The sequence below is a fragment of the Pseudomonas botevensis genome (genome assembly GCF_019145475.1).
In the GTDB taxonomy this organism is placed as follows: domain Bacteria; phylum Pseudomonadota; class Gammaproteobacteria; order Pseudomonadales; family Pseudomonadaceae; genus Aquipseudomonas; species Aquipseudomonas botevensis.
In genome coordinates this window covers 230,238-246,073 of sequence record NZ_JAHTKI010000002.1, presented here as the reverse complement: position 1 = coordinate 246,073, position 15,836 = coordinate 230,238, and the positions used below count along the sequence as shown (strand labels likewise).

At 58.4% G+C, this 15,836-nt stretch carries 15 protein-coding genes; 7 read left to right on the top strand and 8 right to left on the bottom strand.

Annotated elements, in window-relative coordinates; all coding sequences use genetic code 11:
- Window positions 1-47: 47 nt before the first annotated feature.
- A complete protein-coding gene (locus KVQ74_RS04770) occupies window positions 48-1,061 on the top strand; it encodes an aldo/keto reductase (protein ID WP_217829838.1) in 1,014 nt (337 codons plus the stop codon).
- Between the two features lie 284 nt (window positions 1,062-1,345).
- Window positions 1,346-2,227, top strand: a complete 882-nt coding sequence (rarD, locus tag KVQ74_RS04765; RefSeq protein WP_217829837.1) for an EamA family transporter RarD — start codon at window positions 1,346-1,348, stop codon at window positions 2,225-2,227.
- A gap of 65 nt (window positions 2,228-2,292) precedes the next feature.
- On the opposite strand, the gene hppD is transcribed toward rarD, so the two are convergent.
- Together hppD and KVQ74_RS04755 are read right to left on the bottom strand one after the other, a co-directional pair.
- Entirely contained in the window at window positions 2,293-3,369 is a 1,077-nt protein-coding gene (gene hppD, locus KVQ74_RS04760) for a 4-hydroxyphenylpyruvate dioxygenase (protein ID WP_217829836.1), read from the bottom strand.
- A 246-nt stretch (window positions 3,370-3,615) separates the two neighbouring features.
- On the bottom strand, window positions 3,616-4,563 hold the full coding sequence (locus tag KVQ74_RS04755; protein WP_217829835.1) for a DMT family transporter: 948 nt from the start codon (window positions 4,561-4,563) through the stop codon (window positions 3,616-3,618).
- A gap of 77 nt (window positions 4,564-4,640) precedes the next feature.
- On the opposite strand from KVQ74_RS04755, the gene KVQ74_RS04750 reads away from it, so the two are divergent.
- The 3 genes from KVQ74_RS04750 (at window position 4,641) to KVQ74_RS04740 (ending at window position 7,752) form a co-directional block, all read left to right on the top strand.
- Entirely contained in the window at window positions 4,641-5,513 is an 873-nt protein-coding gene (locus KVQ74_RS04750) for a LysR family transcriptional regulator (protein WP_217829834.1), read from the top strand.
- Window positions 5,514-5,616: 103 nt separating this feature from the next.
- Window positions 5,617-7,152 (top strand): EAL domain-containing protein, encoded by a 1,536-nt coding sequence (locus KVQ74_RS04745; protein ID WP_217829833.1) that lies wholly within the window; start codon window positions 5,617-5,619, stop codon window positions 7,150-7,152.
- Between the two features lie 234 nt (window positions 7,153-7,386).
- Complete coding sequence (locus tag KVQ74_RS04740; RefSeq protein ID WP_217829832.1) at window positions 7,387-7,752, top strand: histone-like nucleoid-structuring protein, MvaT/MvaU family; 366 nt, start codon at window positions 7,387-7,389, stop codon at window positions 7,750-7,752.
- A 219-nt stretch (window positions 7,753-7,971) separates the two neighbouring features.
- On the opposite strand, the gene KVQ74_RS04735 is transcribed toward KVQ74_RS04740, so the two are convergent.
- Entirely contained in the window at window positions 7,972-8,490 is a 519-nt protein-coding gene (locus KVQ74_RS04735) for a DUF4946 domain-containing protein (protein ID WP_217829831.1), read from the bottom strand.
- Window positions 8,491-8,631: 141 nt separating this feature from the next.
- Here KVQ74_RS04735 and gloA point away from each other — a divergent pair, with 141 nt between their 5' ends.
- A complete protein-coding gene (gloA, locus tag KVQ74_RS04730; protein WP_217829830.1) occupies window positions 8,632-9,153 on the top strand; it encodes a lactoylglutathione lyase in 522 nt (173 codons plus the stop codon).
- Window positions 9,154-9,264: 111 nt separating this feature from the next.
- On the opposite strand, the gene ahpF is transcribed toward gloA, so the two are convergent.
- The 3 genes from ahpF to KVQ74_RS04715 form a co-directional block, all read right to left on the bottom strand.
- Window positions 9,265-10,827: an alkyl hydroperoxide reductase subunit F gene (gene ahpF, locus KVQ74_RS04725; RefSeq protein ID WP_217829829.1), complete on the bottom strand. Its 1,563-nt coding sequence runs from the start codon at window positions 10,825-10,827 to the stop codon at window positions 9,265-9,267.
- Window positions 10,828-10,956: 129 nt separating this feature from the next.
- Window positions 10,957-11,520 carry an alkyl hydroperoxide reductase subunit C gene (gene ahpC, locus KVQ74_RS04720; protein WP_003224621.1) on the bottom strand — a complete coding sequence of 188 codons (564 nt, stop codon included), beginning with the start codon at window positions 11,518-11,520 and terminating at the stop codon, window positions 10,957-10,959.
- A 135-nt stretch (window positions 11,521-11,655) separates the two neighbouring features.
- Window positions 11,656-12,594, bottom strand: a complete 939-nt coding sequence (locus KVQ74_RS04715) for a site-specific integrase (RefSeq protein WP_217829828.1) — start codon at window positions 12,592-12,594, stop codon at window positions 11,656-11,658.
- Between the two features lie 177 nt (window positions 12,595-12,771).
- Here KVQ74_RS04715 and KVQ74_RS04710 point away from each other — a divergent pair, with 177 nt between their 5' ends.
- A complete protein-coding gene (locus KVQ74_RS04710) occupies window positions 12,772-13,788 on the top strand; it encodes a DNA-binding protein (RefSeq protein ID WP_217829827.1) in 1,017 nt (338 codons plus the stop codon).
- On the opposite strand, the gene gorA is transcribed toward KVQ74_RS04710, so the two are convergent.
- Window positions 13,785-15,143 carry a glutathione-disulfide reductase gene (gene gorA / locus KVQ74_RS04705; RefSeq protein ID WP_217829826.1) on the bottom strand — a complete coding sequence of 453 codons (1,359 nt, stop codon included), beginning with the start codon at window positions 15,141-15,143 and terminating at the stop codon, window positions 13,785-13,787. The genes KVQ74_RS04710 and gorA overlap by 4 nt on opposite strands.
- 169 nt (window positions 15,144-15,312) lie before the next feature.
- On the bottom strand, window positions 15,313-15,753 hold the full coding sequence (locus KVQ74_RS04700) for a CBS domain-containing protein (RefSeq protein WP_217829825.1): 441 nt from the start codon (window positions 15,751-15,753) through the stop codon (window positions 15,313-15,315).
- Window positions 15,754-15,836: the final 83 nt, after the last annotated feature.

Here is a 15,836-nt window from a genome sequence, read left to right as displayed (position 1 = left end):
CTTCTGGTATTTGATGGAAGCTTTCCCACCGACAAAAGGATTTCGGCATGAGCTATCGCACACTCGGTCACTCGGGGTTGAAAGTCTCCACCCTCACCCTGGGCACGATGATGTTCGGCGAACAGACCAGCGCAGAGGACTCACTGCGCATCATCGACAAGGCCTGGGATCAAGGCATCAATTTCATCGATACCGCTGACGTCTACACCAACGGTCGCTCGGAAGAAATCGTCGGCGAAGCCATCGCCAGCCGTCGTCACGAGTGGGTGCTGGCGACCAAGGTGGGGTTCGGTCCGGTGGACGGCGTGCCGAATCGCAGCGGCTTGAGCCGCAAGCATCTGTTCAACGGTCTAGAGGCCAGCCTGGGCAGGCTCGGCACTGACTACCTCGACATCTACTACCTGCACCGCGAAGACCACGACACGCCGCTGGAAGTGACGATTTCGGCGATTGGCGATCTGATTCGCCAGGGCAAGATCCGTTATTGGGGCCTGTCGAATTATCGTGGCTGGCGCATCGCCGAGGTGATTCGCATCGCTGACAAACTGGGGGTCGATCGCCCGGTCATCAGTCAGCCGCTGTACAACATCGTCAACCGCCAGGCCGAGACCGAGCAGATCACCGCCGCCCAGACTTACGGCCTCGGTGTGGTGCCTTACAGCCCGCTGGCCCGTGGCGTGCTCAGCGGCAAGTACGCGCCGGACGTGACGCCGGACGCCAACAGCCGTGCCGGGCGCCAGGACAAACGCATCCTGGAAACCGAGTGGCGCGTTGAATCCCTGCGCATTGCCCAGCAGATCCAGCAATACACCCGTGAACGCGGGGTCGGGATTGTCGAGTTTGCGATTGCCTGGGTACTGAACAACAGCGCGGTGACTTCGGCGATTGTCGGGCCTCGGACTGAAGAACAATGGGACGCCTACACCAAGGCGCAGGCAGTGAAGATCACGGCGCAGGATGAAGCATTCATCGATTCGCTGGTGACACCGGGGCATGCCTCGACGCCGGGGTTCAATGACGTGAGCCATTTTGTGTCGGGACGTAAACCGCGTCTGGCTTGAGATGCCCCCTCACCCTAGCCCGCTCCCAAAGGGAGAGGGAACCAATTGGGGGATGTTCGGACTATGCTTTTTATCTGAGCGCCTTGAGTTGAATCCACAATCGGCATGCCTTTTCAGGTCGACGGATTTACTGAGACACCTCGGTCGCCCCTCTCCCTCCGGGAGAGGGCTGGGGTGAGGGGCTTTTTGGCGGATGTAGAAAATATTGACCACCCCGACCAATATTCAGCACAAAAACCACGTATCCTGCGCGCCCCGTTCGACCTTCAACCCGCGAGGACAGTTTGTCTAAAGGTATCGCTCTCTCGGTGACAGCTTCGACGCTGTTTGCCGTCATGTATTACTACACCTCTCTGCTCACCCCTTTGAGCGGCGTGGAAATCTTTGGCTGGCGGATGCTGTTGACCCTGCCCTGCATGACCCTGTTCATGCTGCTGTCCGGCGAATGGCGGCGTGTGGTTACGCTGTTGCGCCGGATGGCCGAATATCCCAAGTTGATTGCCGGCCTGGTGGTTTCGGCGGCACTGCTCGGCGTGCAACTGTGGCTGTTCATGTGGGCGCCGCTCAACGGCTACAGCCTCGACGTGTCGCTGGGCTACTTCCTGCTGCCGTTGGCGATGGTGCTCACCGGGCGTATTGCCTACGGTGAAAGCCTGTCGTACCTGCAGAAAGTCGCGGTGTTCTTCGCCAGTCTCGGCGTGCTGAACGAGTTGTATCAGGTCGGCGGGTTCTCCTGGGCGACGCTGGTGGTGGTCGTGGGTTATCCGCTGTACTTCGTGCTGCGCAAGTACCTCAAATCCGACAACCTTGGCGGGTTGTGGGTCGACATGGCCCTGATGTTGCCGGTGGCGTACTGGTTCGTGCGCGGTGGCGACCAAGGGTTTGGCGTATTCGATCAGTACCCGGCGCTGGCGTGGCTGATCCCGTTGCTCGGCCTGATCAGCGCTTCGGCGCTGGTGGTGTACATCATTGCCAGCCGCTTGCTGCCATTCAGTCTGTTCGGTCTGCTCAGTTACGTCGAGCCGGTGCTGTTGCTCGGTGTGGCGCTGCTGCTGGGCGAGAGCATCAAGCCCGGAGAGTGGCTGACTTACATCCCGATCTGGCTGGCGGTTGTAGTGCTGGTGTTCGAAGGGTTCAAGCATCTGATGCGTCAGCGCCGCCCTTGAAAAAATCCTGAAAAAAAGCCCGGCCTGCATGTCTGCAGGCCGGGCTTTTTTATATCGGGCAAGGCTTACTCGGTAGCCAGCACGCCACGGCGAACCTGATCGCGCTCGATCGATTCGAACAGCGCCTTGAAGTTGCCTTCGCCGAAACCATCGTCGCCTTTACGCTGGATGAATTCGAAGAACACTGGCCCCATCAGGGTTTCCGAGAAAATCTGCAACAGCAGACGCTTGTCGTCTTTGTCCGAAGCGCCATCGAGCAGGATGCCGCGCGATTGCAGTTGATCCACCGGCTCACCGTGGTTCGGCAAGCGGCCTTCGAGCATTTCGTAGTACGTGTCCGGCGGCGCGGTCATGAAGCGCATGCCGATTTTCTTCAGCGAATCCCAGGTCTTGATCAGGTCGTCGGTGAGGAACGCGACGTGCTGGATGCCCTCGCCGTTGAACTGCATCAGGAACTCTTCGATCTGCCCGGCGCCTTTCGACGACTCTTCGTTGAGCGGGATGCGGATCATGCCGTCCGGCGCGGTCATCGCCTTCGAAGTCAGGCCGGTGTATTCGCCCTTGATGTCGAAGTAACGGATTTCACGGAAGTTGAACAGCGTCTCGTAGAACTTGGCCCAGTAGGCCATGCGCCCGCGATAAACGTTGTGGGTCAGGTGGTCGATGATCTTCAGGCCGGCACCCACCGGGTTACGGTCGACACCGTCGATGAACACGAAGTCGATGTCATAGATCGAACTGCCTTCGCCGAAACGGTCGATCAGGTAGAGCGGCGCGCCGCCGATGCCTTTGATCGCCGGCAGGTTCAGTTCCATCGGACCGGTTTCGATGTGGATCGGCTGGGCGCCGAGTTCCAGCGCGCGGTTGTAGGCCTTCTGCGAATCCTTGACCCGGAATGCCATGCCGCAAACCGACGGGCCGTGCTCGGCAGCGAAGTACGAGGCGACGCTGTGCGGTTCGTTGTTGAGGATCAGGTTGATCGCGCCCTGACGATACAGGTGCACGTTCTTGGAACGGTGGGTCGCGACCTTGGTGAAGCCCATGATCTCGAAGATCGGCTCCAGGGTGCCGGGTGTCGGCGATGCGAACTCGATGAACTCGAAGCCCATCAGGCCCATTGGGTTTTCGTATAAATCTGCCATGGTTGGCGCCTCATCATTCTTATCAATTAACCAGAGTTATTTGTCAGTAATGCTGAGACCGGTGGGTGGCGCACAGGAGATGCCACGCACACTGCGGGCGAGGAAGTCACCGTAGATCAGTTGAAACCCGAATATCTTCATTGTCGACCCAAGGCTCTTGCGGGCGAGGCTTCTGCTGCCAGAAGACGATTATTATTGTATGCGTAACCCGATTCTACACAGCGTAAATATGGTTGTCTGCCCTCTCTATAAAATCCGCTTTTTTGCCGTGGGTGCAAAGGGTTTGTTGCACAGGTAGATGCCGCCCAGAATCAACCCGCCGCCCAGGCACATGGGCAGCGTCAGTCGTTCGCCCAGCAGAAACGCGCCGAGAATGACCGCCGTCAGCGGATTCAACGCAATGAACACCCCGGAACGTGTCGCGCCGATTTTGCGGATACCGTGGTAATACCCGATATAGGCCAGCGCGGAACCGAGCACGCCCAGATAGAGCAGGCTCAACCACTGGGGCGCGCCGAGTTCGACCAGCGCCGCAACACTCACCTCCCCGCGCAGCACCGCCAGCGCCCACAGCATCAGCGTGCCGAGCAAAATCGAAAACGTTACGGTCTGCACCGGGCCGAGGCTCTGGTTGAAGCCACGGGAAAACAGCGAGTAGACACCCCAGCCCAGCACGCAGCCGAAGATCAGCAGATCACCGATCCACGCGTCCGCCGTCGCCGCGAGCCACTGCGGATTGCGACTGACGATCACCAGGCTCGCCCCCGCAATACAGATCGCAATGCCCATTACTCTGGCCCGGCCCAGACGTTCCTTGAACAGCCCCCAAGAGGCCAGACCGATGACCGCCGGATTCAACGCAACGATCAACGAGGCGCGCGAGGCATTGATGTAATGCAGCCCATAAAAGAAGCACAGGTTGTAAAAGAAAATCCCGAAGAACCCCAGCAGCGCCAGTTGCAGCCATTGCCGAGGGCTGGGCCTGGCCAGCGGAATCCGCGCGAGCCACAGAAACATCAGCAACGCCACGCTCGCCAGCAGAAAGCGCAAGCTGGCGGCGAACACCGGGGTCAGGCTGCCAGCCAGGAACCGCCCGGCAACAAAGGTTCCGCCCCAGATCATGGTCACGGCGCAAAGGGTCAGGTAAACCGGCAGATCCGACGCGCCCCCACGGGTTTGCTCACAACTGCTCATAACACTCCAAACGATTGAATTGACGGATGGCGTATCATTCAGCCGATTCTCCATCATCGTAAAATGAGTAAAAACTCATGACCCTGACTCAACTGGAAATCTTTTCGCTGGTGGCCGAGTTACGCGGTTTCACCCTCGCCGCCCATCGCCTGGGGATTTCGCAATCGGCGGTGTCGCACGCGCTGAAGTCTCTGGAGCAGGAATTGGGCGTCGAACTGTTGCGCCGCCATCAATCCCAAGTGGAACTCAGCGACATCGGCGAACAACTGCTGCTGCGGGCACGGGCGATGCTGGGACTGGCCAACACCTTGCGCCAGGAAGCCGCCGATGCCCGAGGCATGAAGCGCGGCACCCTGCGCATCGGCTCGTTCGGCCCGACGTCGTCGATCAAGTTGTTGCCGAAGATCCTGCAACGCTTTCGCGAAGTACATCCGGGTATCGAAGTCCACATGGATGAAGGGCCGGATCGTCAGGTGATTCAGTGGCTGGAGGAGCGGCGGATCGACATCGGTTTTGTCGTGCTGCCCGAAGAGCGTTTCGACACCTTTGCCCTGATTGAGGACCAGATGGTGGCCCTGCTCCCCTTGAATCATCGATTGGCGGCACGTTCCGACGTGAGCCTCAAGGAACTGTGTAACGACCCCTTCGTGCTGACCGAAGCCGGCTCCAGCGAGCTGGTTTCACGGTTGTTCAATGCTGCGCGTCTGCAACCGAACATTCGTTACCGCTGCTCACAATTGATCAGCACCCTCGACGCCGTCAGCCGGGGCGATGCGATCACCCTTGTGGCCGAAGGCTCGCTGCCCGACATGGAAAACCCACGCTACGTGAGCAAACCGCTGTCGCCGGCCGTGCGGCGTCAGGTCGGGTTGGCCGTGCTCGATCAGCGCCAGTCCTCACCCGCAACGCTGGCCTTTATCGAACTGGCGACACAGATGAATCAGCGATGAGCGGCGCAAGCATCAACCGCCAACTATCATGCCCTCACACCGGTCGCTGCGCAGGGATCGCGGCGATTTCGAGAGTTCCATTCCATCGCGACAGGATGCGCTCATGCCTCTGACCGCCAGACACCGCCGCAAGCGCAGTTCCCGGCTATTCGTGACACTGCTGTGCGGCCTGCTCCCCGTGGCGCTGGGCAGCGTGATTCTCTACATGCAAGCCGAACGCACCCTGCAACAAAGCGCACAACACACCGCCGATGAAGCCTTGCGGCAGTTCGAGCTGATGCTCGACAACACCGCGCAAGCCGCCCAGGTCTTGCTGCCGCTGGCCGGCCAGACCTGCAATGACGTCAAGCTGGCCCTGCGTGAACAAGTCACCCGCCGGCCCTTCGTGCGCTCGACCAATCTGGTGTGGGACAACAATCTGTATTGCAGCTCGCTGTTCGGTGATTATCAGGAAGCGGTCAATCCCGGCGACTACAACCAGGGCAAGTTGTGGTTGATGAACGGCAATCCGGTGACGCCCAATACCGCGCTGCTGGTGTACCGGCTCAGCGAAGGTCGGGGCGGCGCGCTGACCACTCTCGACGGTTATCACTTGAGCAACATCCTGCGCCTGATCGGTCGCCACACACTGTTGCTGCTGCAGGTCGGCAAGAACTGGCTGTCGGCGGATGGCAAGGTGCATACGGGGCCGTTGCCGGCGCTGCCGGTCGCGCAAAACACGCTGGATTCCTCGCGCTATGCCTTCAGTGTGTCGGCGGGTTTCCCCAAAGGCGAAACATGGCGCTACATGACCGGTGAATACCCGCCGCTGTTCAGCCTGCTGATCTTTTTCGGCGCGGTGTCGGGGGCCATTGGGCATGTCCTGCAAAAGCGCTCGACGTCGCCGAGCCACGAAATGCAGCGCGCCCTGGAAGCCGGCGAGTTCATCCCCTACTTTCAGCCGGTGGTGCATGGCGACAGCCAACAATGGTCGGGCACCGAGGTGCTGATGCGCTGGAATCACCCGAAGGAAGGACTGGTGCGCCCGGATCTGTTCATTCCATTTGCCGAGCATTCCGGACTGATCGTACCGATGACCCGAGGGTTGATGCAGCAAACGGCAGCGTTGCTCGGCCCGTTGTCGCCGACCTTTACCGCGCCGTTTCACATCGGCATCAACATTACCGCCAGTCATTGCCAGGACCTGGAACTGGTTGAGGACTGCCGGATATTTCTGGACGCATTCGTTCCGGGCAGCGTGAGCCTGGTACTCGAATTGACCGAACGCGAACTGATCGAGCCGACCGACATCACCCGGCAACTGTTCGAACAACTGCACGCCATGGGAGTGAAGATCGCTATCGACGACTTCGGCACCGGTCACTCAAGTCTTGGTTATCTGCGCCAGTTCAATGTGGACTTTCTCAAGATCGATCAGAGTTTTGTCGCCATGATCGGGGCCGACGCCCTGTCCCGGCATATTCTCGACAGCATTATCGAACTGTCGGCCAAACTCGATCTGGGCATTGTTGCCGAAGGCGTCGAGACGCAGGTGCAGTGCGATTACCTGAGGGCTCATCACGTCAACTTCCTGCAAGGTTATCTGTTTGGCAAACCAATGCCGGCCGCAGACTTCATTAACGCATTAAGTCACCGTTAACATCGTGCAATAAACCCGACGCGTGCTAATTCACGCACAAAATTGATACAAAACTGCATTGTCGTTACATGAAGAAAAAGTCAGGATTTACTCTTGGCTCATTAACTACTACAATTTTTCGTACCTGTTGCAAGATTGGCAGGTGAGCCATTATCACCGAGTCGCTTCAAGGCTTTTTGCTTATAGCTTTGTTTGCGGTTGGGATCAGCCAATCACACTATTGGAGTAAAGATATTGTCCAGACTCGCTGAATTTCGTGCCGCTGAAAAGGCCCTTCAGGAACAGCTCAAGCAGCTGGAATCGCTGAAGAACGATGCCGGGCTCAAGAAAGAAATCGAATTCGAAGAAAAGCTCCAGGGGCTGATGAAAACCTACGGCAAAGGCCTGAAAGACATCATCGCCATTCTCGATCCGGGTTCGACCAAGTCCGGCGTATCGCTGTCTGCAGCGCCTAAAACCCGTCGCGCGCGGGTGGTCAAGGTTTATCAGAACCCGCACACCGGCGAACTGATCGAGACCAAGGGCGGCAACCATCGCGGCCTGAAGGCCTGGAAGGAACAATACGGCGCTGCCACTGTTGATTCCTGGCTGCGTGGCTGATTTCAAGGCCACATAAAGAAGCCCTGCACATGCAGGGCTTTTTTTTGACAATATCTAACAATTGCAACGAATTTTGCCGAACAAGTTGGGATTCTTGACCGGTGCGCATCGCTTGTTCGCTAAATGGGCGGTGCGACATGTTGCAAATTTCGTCCATTGTTAAACTTTGTGGTTAATTCCTTCGGGCATCTAAAAGCTGCCGGCTCACCCGACACAGGATTAAAGTTTCAGACTGTTTCTCGCCGCCGCTATTTCGTCTTCGCTGGCCTTGTAGACCTCAGCCTGGCCGGCATACGAAAGAACGTAAGCCTTGTCCGCCTCAACCGCCGCCACCAATGTTTGCGACAGCACATGTCGGCCATTTTCAGTAATGGTGCAAGTGGTTTCCAGTGCCGCCAACGAGCCAAGCGTAGAGGGATGTACCCTGTTGCAGACACTCTGATAACCGCCCTGGAAAAAATCCTTCTGCACAGACTTGCGCATCTCCAGCAGAACGCCCTGCAAGTTGACTTGATGACCGCTTTCCACATGGGTCATGGTCAACTCCATCACCATCACCTGGTTGCCGTCCGCATCATTTTTCACCGCACGCTGACGAGAAACCTCAGGGCTTGCGTCGGACAATGCTTCAACCTGCCAACCGGCCGGCCAGGTGATTGCAGGTTCCTGGGCTACCGCTGCGGTAGCCATCAGGGTCAAGCCGAAGAAAACGAACAGCGATTTGAACGGTCGGATCATTACCAGAGGCACTCGCGAATTGAGGCGTGAAGTCTGAGCCTCGCCCGCACACAGGGCAAGCCTGCGCTTTCGGTTTGGCGATGCCGACAGGCATGCGTATCATTGCGCCCATTCACTCGCCCCATTTGTTACGGAGGGCTCATGAGCCTGCAAGAACTGAACACTTTCCCCGGCGTTACTGCCAGCCCGGACAGCGCAACCCGCAACTTTGTCTTCAACCACACCATGCTGCGCGTCAAAGACATCACCCGGTCGCTGGACTTCTATACCCGCGTCCTCGGTTTCTCCCTGGTGGAAAAACGCGACTTCCCGGAAGCCGAATTCAGCCTGTACTTCCTGGCGCTGGTCGACAAGGCGCAGATCCCGGCCGACGCCGCCGCCCGCACCGAATGGATGAAGTCGATTCCCGGCATCCTGGAACTGACCCACAACCACGGCACCGAAAACGATGCCGACTTCGCTTACCACAATGGCAACACCGACCCGCGTGGTTTTGGCCACATCTGCATCTCGGTGCCGGACATCGTTGCGGCCTGCGCGCGTTTTGAAGAGCTGGGCTGCGATTTCCAGAAGCGCCTGACCGATGGGCGGATGAAGAGCCTGGCGTTCATCAAGGACCCGGATGGCTACTGGGTTGAGATTATCCAGCCGGCGCCGCTGTAAAGGCTGAAAGCCCCCTCCTCCCTCGGTAGAGGCAGGAATGAGGTCAGAATCTGACGCATAACGCAAAAACCCATGATCGCTCATGGGTTTTTTCGTTTCAGCGACTGACGTTTACGCCGGAGCCGAAGTGCGGATCAGGTGATCGAACGCGCTGAGGGAAGCCTTCGCGCCCTCGCCCACTGCAATCACGATCTGCTTGTACGGCACGGTGGTCACGTCGCCGGCAGCGAAGATACCCGGCACCGAAGTTTCGCCACGGTTATCGACAATGATCTCGCCACGCGGCGACAGTTCGACGGTGCCTTTGAGCCAGTCGGTGTTGGGCAGCAGGCCAATCTGTACGAAGATCCCCTCCAGTTCCACGTTACGCAGTTCGTCAGTCTGACGATCCTTGTAGCGCAGACCGTTGACCTTTTGCCCCTCGCCAGTCACTTCAGTGGTTTGCGCACTGGTGATCACCGTGACATTCGGCAGGCTGTGCAGCTTGCGTTGCAGTACCGCGTCAGCGCGCAGTTGCACGTCGAACTCCAGCAGCGTCACGTGGGAGACGATACCGGCCAGGTCGATGGCCGCTTCAACGCCGGAGTTACCGCCGCCGATCACCGCCACACGCTTGCCTTTGAACAGCGGGCCATCGCAGTGCGGGCAGTACGCAACGCCTTTGTTGCGGTATTCCTGCTCACCCGGCACATTCATTTCACGCCACCGTGCACCCGTCGCCAGAATCACGCTCTTGGCCTTGAGGGTCGCGCCGCTGGCGAAGTGAACTTCATGCAATTCGCCATTCTTGCCAGGAATCAGCTTGTCGGCGCGTTGCAGGTTCATGATGTCGACGTCGTATTGCTTGACGTGTTCTTCCAGAGCCACCGCCAGTTTCGGGCCTTCGGTTTCCTGCACGGAAATGAAGTTCTCGATGGCCATGGTGTCCAGCACCTGACCGCCGAAGCGTTCGGCCGCGACACCGGTGCGGATGCCTTTGCGAGCGGCATAGATCGCCGCCGAAGCACCGGCCGGGCCACCGCCGACCACCAGCACGTCAAAGGCTTGCTTGGCGCTGATTTTCTCGGCCTGACGCTCGATGGCGCCGGTGTCGAGCTTGGCGAGGATTTCTTCCAGACCCATGCGGCCCTGACCGAAGTTCTCACCATTGAGGTAGATGCTTGGCACGGCCATGATCTTGCGATCGTTGACTTCGTCCTGGAACAACGCGCCGTCGATGGCGACGTGGCGGATGTTCGGGTTCAGCACCGCCATCAGGTTCAGCGCCTGGACGACGTCCGGGCAGTTCTGGCAAGACAGCGAGAAGTAAGTCTCGAAGGTGAACTCGCCCTTGAGCGAGCGAATCTGTTCAATCACTTCGACACTGGCCTTCGAAGGGTGGCCGCCGACTTGCAGCAAGGCCAGCACCAGCGAAGTGAATTCGTGGCCCATCGGGATGCCGGCGAAACGCAGGCTGATATCGGCACCGGGGCGGTTGATCGAGAACGACGGTTTGCGTGCATCGTTGCCGCTGTCGATCAGGGTAATCTGGCTGGAAAGACTGGCAACGTCTTTCAGCAGGTCGAGCATTTCCCGGGATTTCGCACCGTCGTCGAGCGAAGCAACGATCTCGATCGGTTGGGTGACCCGTTCCAGGTACGATTTCAACTGGGCTTTAAGATTGGCGTCCAACATACGGGCGATCTCCAGAATATATTTGAGGCGAAAAAAAACGCCCGAGCGAATCTCGCCCGGGCGTTTTATTGGGCGGTGCAGCTTACTTAAGTAGGTGCGGAGTTCCGCCCTGCGTTGCGTATCACAGACTTAGATCTTGCCGACCAGGTCCAGGGACGGAGCCAGAGTGGCCTCGCCTTCTTTCCACTTGGCTGGGCAAACTTCGCCTGGGTGAGCAGCAACGTACTGAGCAGCCTTGATCTTGCGCAGCAGCTCGGAAGCGTCACGGCCAACGCCGCCATCGTTCAGTTCAACGATTTTGATCTGGCCTTCAGGGTTGATCACGAAGGTGCCACGGTCAGCCAGGCCAGCTTCTTCGATCAGCACGTCGAAGTTGCGGGAGATGACGTGGGTCGGGTCGCCGATCATGGTGTATTCGATTTTGCCGATGGCTGGCGAAGTGTTGTGCCAGGCAGCGTGGGCAAAGTGGGTGTCGGTGGAAACGCTGTAGATCTCTACGCCCAGTTTCTGGAACGCAGCGTAGTTGTCAGCCAGGTCTTCCAGCTCGGTTGGGCAAACGAAGGTGAAGTCGGCCGGGTAGAAGAACACCACGGACCATTTGCCTTTCAGGTCAGCGTCCGAGACTTGTACGAAGTCGCCGTTTTTGAAGGCGGTAGCTTTGAACGGTTTAACTTGGCTGTTGATGATAGGCATTGTGACTCTCCGTCAGGGTTGTGAATTCGATGGGTGAATCCTACCCACTCACTCGACGGATGGCTCATTGGCAAACCTGATGCTGCTGATTTGTTTTCGCTATTAGCTGACTGTATTAATAGAAGAAAACGTTATCTACGGCGACGGCGGCTTATCCGTAATCCGGGCCATCCCGTGGAAAGGGGCTGCTTCAACATAGCGCATGGCGGATTTCATATCCTTCCAGCCCACGTAATTCATCAGCGACTTGAGGTCCCAGCCACTTTGATGCGCCCAAGTGGCGAACCCGCGTCGCAACGAGTGGCTGGTGTAACGCTCGGCGGCGACACCCGCGCGCTCCAGTGCCTGGCGCAGTAACGGAATCACGCTGTTGGCATGCAGCCCCTCCTCGCCCAGGTTGCCCCAGCGGTCGATGCCGCGAAACACCGGGCCACGCACCAGCGCCGCGTCGCTGATCCACTGGATATACGCCTGCACCGGACACAGACGCAGCAGCGCCGGGGCCTGGTAGGTCTGACCGAGGTTTTCCCGATCTCCCTTGCTGCGCGGCAAATACAGAGTAATGCCGCTGCCGGCGTGTGCCTGCACGTGCTCGATCTGCAGACGGCAAAGCTCATCGCTGCGAAAGCCGCGCCAGAAACCCAACAGGATCAACGCCCGATCGCGGCTGGCCTTGAGCAACGAAGCCTGATCCTGCTCGGCTCTGGCGGTTTGCATTTCGTGCTCAAGCCAGTCGACAACTCGCTCGAGATCGCGCAATTGCAGAGGTTCGGCCTGTTTTTCCTGGGCGGGGTGCAGGGCGCGAATCCCCTTCAGTGCCTGGCGCACCACTGGTGCTTTGGTCGGATCGACGAAGCCTTGGCTGTTGTGCCATTGCGCCAACGCTGACAATCGCAACTTCAGCGTGTTGATCGACAGCACTCCGGCGTGCGCCACCAGATAACGCGCAACGCTGTCAGCGGTGGCCGGCAGGAAACCACCCCACTTGATTTCAAAGTGCTCGATGGCCGCGCGGTAACTGCGGCGAGTGTTGTCGCGGGTTGCGGCTTGCAGATAGCGATCCAGATCGCTCATGGGCTGTTTTCTCACGGCTGTACTGATAAGGCGCTGGAAGAGTGATTTTCAGCGCCTCACATTGGGTAATACGAGTATATCCCGCATCATGGATATCAAGCATTTAACTTCTTACTCAGCATGGTACACTGCATACTTTAGTGGCATGTACCACAGTACGTAACGGTAGGATTGATCATGGCCCGTGGCGGCGTTAATAAAGCAGTGGTTCAGATAGCGCGCTCGGCGATTCTCGCCCGAGGAGAACACCCCAGCATCGATGCCGTACGCATCGAACTGGGCAATACCGGATCGAAAACCACGATTCATCGCTATCTGAAGGAGCTCGATGACGGCAGCGAACCGGCCGATCCATCGGTAGAACCCATCGATGACGAGCTTCTGGCCCTCGTCAGCCGCCTCGCCCAGCGCTTGAAAGAACAGGCGAAGGAGCCGATCGAACAGGCTCGCGAGGAATTCGAGCAGCAACGTCAGACCCTTGAAACCGAGTTGCAGCAACTCCGCCAAGCCCACGCGCAACTTGAGCAGCAGCACGAGATTCAAGGCGCGGCACTGGCGAAGGAGTCAGAAGCGCTGGGCGAAACCCGTTCGATGCTGCAAACCGAACAGACCCGCAACGCCGGTCTGAACCAGGCGCTGGCAGATTTCGAATTGCGCCTGCAGGACAAGGACGAGCAGATTCGCTCGCTGGAAGAGAAGCACTTGCACGCCCGTGACGCGCTTGAGCATTACCGCAATGCAATCAAGGAACAGCGCGAGCAGGAACAAAGCCGTCACGAAGGACAAGTGCAGCAATTGCAGATGGAGTTGCGTCAGGCCCAGCAAAACGCACTGGTCCGCCAGGACGAAATCACTCAGCTACACCGCGACAACGAACGCCTGCTGACCGAGAATCGCGGCACACTGCGTGAGCTGACCCTGTTGCAGGATCAACTCAAGCACAGCAACCAGCGTCAGGATCAACTGCTGGAACAAGCCACCCGCGTCGACAGCGAACGCACCCTCCTCCAGGAACGCTTGCGCGTCTCCCTGCTGGAAAGCCAGACACTGAAGCAAAACGTCGACGAGCAGACGCAGCTCAATCAATCATTGGAAAAAGAGCTGACCCAGGTTCAGGCCAGCCTGCAAGACAGCTTGCGCCTGAACGCTACCGTGACGGCAGCGCCAGACGCAGCAGGGAAGAAAGACGCTTAAGCGCCGACCGGCGTACGCATGGTGACAAATTCTTCGGCGGCCGTCGGGTGAACCCCGATCGTGTCGTCGAAGTCACGCTTGGTCGCGCCGGCCTTCAAGGCGATGGCCAGGCCCTGCACGATCTCGCCGGCATCCGGCCCGACCATGTGGCAACCCAGAACCTTGTCGGTCTTGCCATCGACCACCAGTTTCATCAGCGTGCGCTCCTGACACTCGGTCAGGGTCAGCTTCATCGGACGGAAGCGGCTTTCGTAGATCACCACGTCGTGGCCCGCCCGGCGTGCCTCTTCTTCAGTCAGGCCGACGGTGCCGATGTTTGGCAAGCTGAACACCGCCGTAGGGATCATTTTGTAATCCACCGGGCGATATTGCTCAGGCTTAAACAGACGTCTGGCGACAGCCATGCCCTCAGCCAGCGCAACCGGCGTCAACTGCACGCGACCGATGACATCGCCCAGCGCGAGGATTGAAGGCTCACTGGTCTGATACTGCTCATCGACCTTGATGAAACCTTTGTCATCCAGTTGAACGTCAGTGTTTTCCAGCCCCAGATTGTCCAGCATCGGCCGCCGCCCTGTGGCGTAGAAGATGCAATCAGCTTCAAGCACGCGACCGTCCTTGAGGGCGGCCTTAAGGCTGCCGTCAGCCTGCTTGTCGATCCGGGCAATATCGGCGTTGAATTGCAGATCCATGCCGCGCTTGGTCAGCTCTTCCTGCAAATGCTTGCGCACCGAACCGTCGAAACCGCGCAGGAACAGGTCGCCGCGATACAGCAACGTGGTATCGGCACCAAGGCCATGGAAGATCCCGGCGAACTCGACCGCGATATAACCGCCGCCAACCACCAGCACACGCTTGGGCAGCTCTTTCAGGAAGAATGCCTGGTTGGAACTGATGGCGTGTTCGTGCCCGGGAATTTCCGGAATCTGCGGCCAGCCACCGGTAGCGATCAGGATGTTTTTCGCGGTGAATCGCTCACCATTGACCTCGACTTCATGCGGGCCAACGATTTTGGCGTGCGCTTCATGCAGGGTCACACCGCTATTGACCAGCAGATTGCGATAAATGCCGTTCAGGCGATTGATCTCGCGGTCCTTGTTGGCGATCAGCGTCGCCCAATCGAAATCAGCTTCGCCCAGGTTCCAGCCGAACCCGGACGCTTGTTCGAAGTCTTCGGCGAAATGCGCACCGTATACCAGCAACTTCTTCGGTACGCAGCCGACGTTGACGCAGGTGCCGCCCAGATAGCGGCTCTCGGCCACTGCCACTTTCGCGCCAAAACCGGCGGCAAAACGCGCAGCCCGCACACCGCCGGAACCGGCGCCAATCACATACAGGTCAAAATCGTAATCCATTTCTATCTCCTCGGCGGGACATCAGAATACCCGCAGCCATCCTTTGAGCAAGCACTGCCATCCATATAAGGGCGGAAAATGAAAAAACCACCCATGCAGGCGCCGGACAGACAGAAAATCGGAAAACGTCATACCCCCTTACAGCGCTGATCAGCGTTCGCCGGCAGTTTCAGTGCCCACGAATATAGTGCTCCAACTGCTGGATCAGGTTGGCCTGCTCGACAATGGCTTCTTTAACCAGATCACCAATCGATAACAGGCCAATCAACTGATCCCCCTCTACCACCGGCAGATGACGCAAATGACTGTCGGTCATGACCGCCATGCAACGCTCGATGCTCTGCTGACTGTCAGCCGTCACCACTGGCGCGCTCATAATGGCCCGGACAGGCGTACCCACCGAAGAGCGCCCTTGAAGAACGATCTTACGCGCATAATCCCGCTCACTGATGACGCCGACCACCTGCCCGTTTTCTATGACCGGCAAGGCTCCCACATTCTTTTCAGACATCAGCTTCAACGCTTCAAGCACCATCTGGTCTGGCGCGATGCTATGTACCCGCTGGTTTTGCGCGACCTTCAATCTCAGCAACTGTGCAGCTGTTTTCATGCGAGCCTCCAACACTGTGCGCTATGGATCATGGGCTCCGTCGGAGCCTGGTTTAATCCGGGATTGAGCAAGTGGCCTACAAC

Coding starts and splice junctions, on each gene's coding strand:
- KVQ74_RS04710 (WP_217829827.1), top strand. CDS start 12,772: ATGGCCCGTGGCGGCGTTAATAAAGCAGTGGTTCAGATAGCGCGCTCG.
- KVQ74_RS04770 (WP_217829838.1), top strand. CDS start 48: ATGAGCTATCGCACACTCGGTCACTCGGGGTTGAAAGTCTCCACCCTC.
- gloA (WP_217829830.1), top strand. CDS start 8,632: ATGAGCCTGCAAGAACTGAACACTTTCCCCGGCGTTACTGCCAGCCCG.
- hppD (WP_217829836.1), bottom strand. CDS start 3,369: ATGGCAGATTTATACGAAAACCCAATGGGCCTGATGGGCTTCGAGTTC.
- KVQ74_RS04735 (WP_217829831.1), bottom strand. CDS start 8,490: ATGATCCGACCGTTCAAATCGCTGTTCGTTTTCTTCGGCTTGACCCTG.
- gorA (WP_217829826.1), bottom strand. CDS start 15,143: ATGGATTACGATTTTGACCTGTATGTGATTGGCGCCGGTTCCGGCGGT.
- ahpF (WP_217829829.1), bottom strand. CDS start 10,827: ATGTTGGACGCCAATCTTAAAGCCCAGTTGAAATCGTACCTGGAACGG.
- ahpC (WP_003224621.1), bottom strand. CDS start 11,520: ATGCCTATCATCAACAGCCAAGTTAAACCGTTCAAAGCTACCGCCTTC.
- KVQ74_RS04745 (WP_217829833.1), top strand. CDS start 5,617: ATGCCTCTGACCGCCAGACACCGCCGCAAGCGCAGTTCCCGGCTATTC.
- KVQ74_RS04700 (WP_217829825.1), bottom strand. CDS start 15,753: ATGAAAACAGCTGCACAGTTGCTGAGATTGAAGGTCGCGCAAAACCAG.
- KVQ74_RS04750 (WP_217829834.1), top strand. CDS start 4,641: ATGACCCTGACTCAACTGGAAATCTTTTCGCTGGTGGCCGAGTTACGC.
- KVQ74_RS04715 (WP_217829828.1), bottom strand. CDS start 12,594: ATGAGCGATCTGGATCGCTATCTGCAAGCCGCAACCCGCGACAACACT.
- KVQ74_RS04755 (WP_217829835.1), bottom strand. CDS start 4,563: ATGAGCAGTTGTGAGCAAACCCGTGGGGGCGCGTCGGATCTGCCGGTT.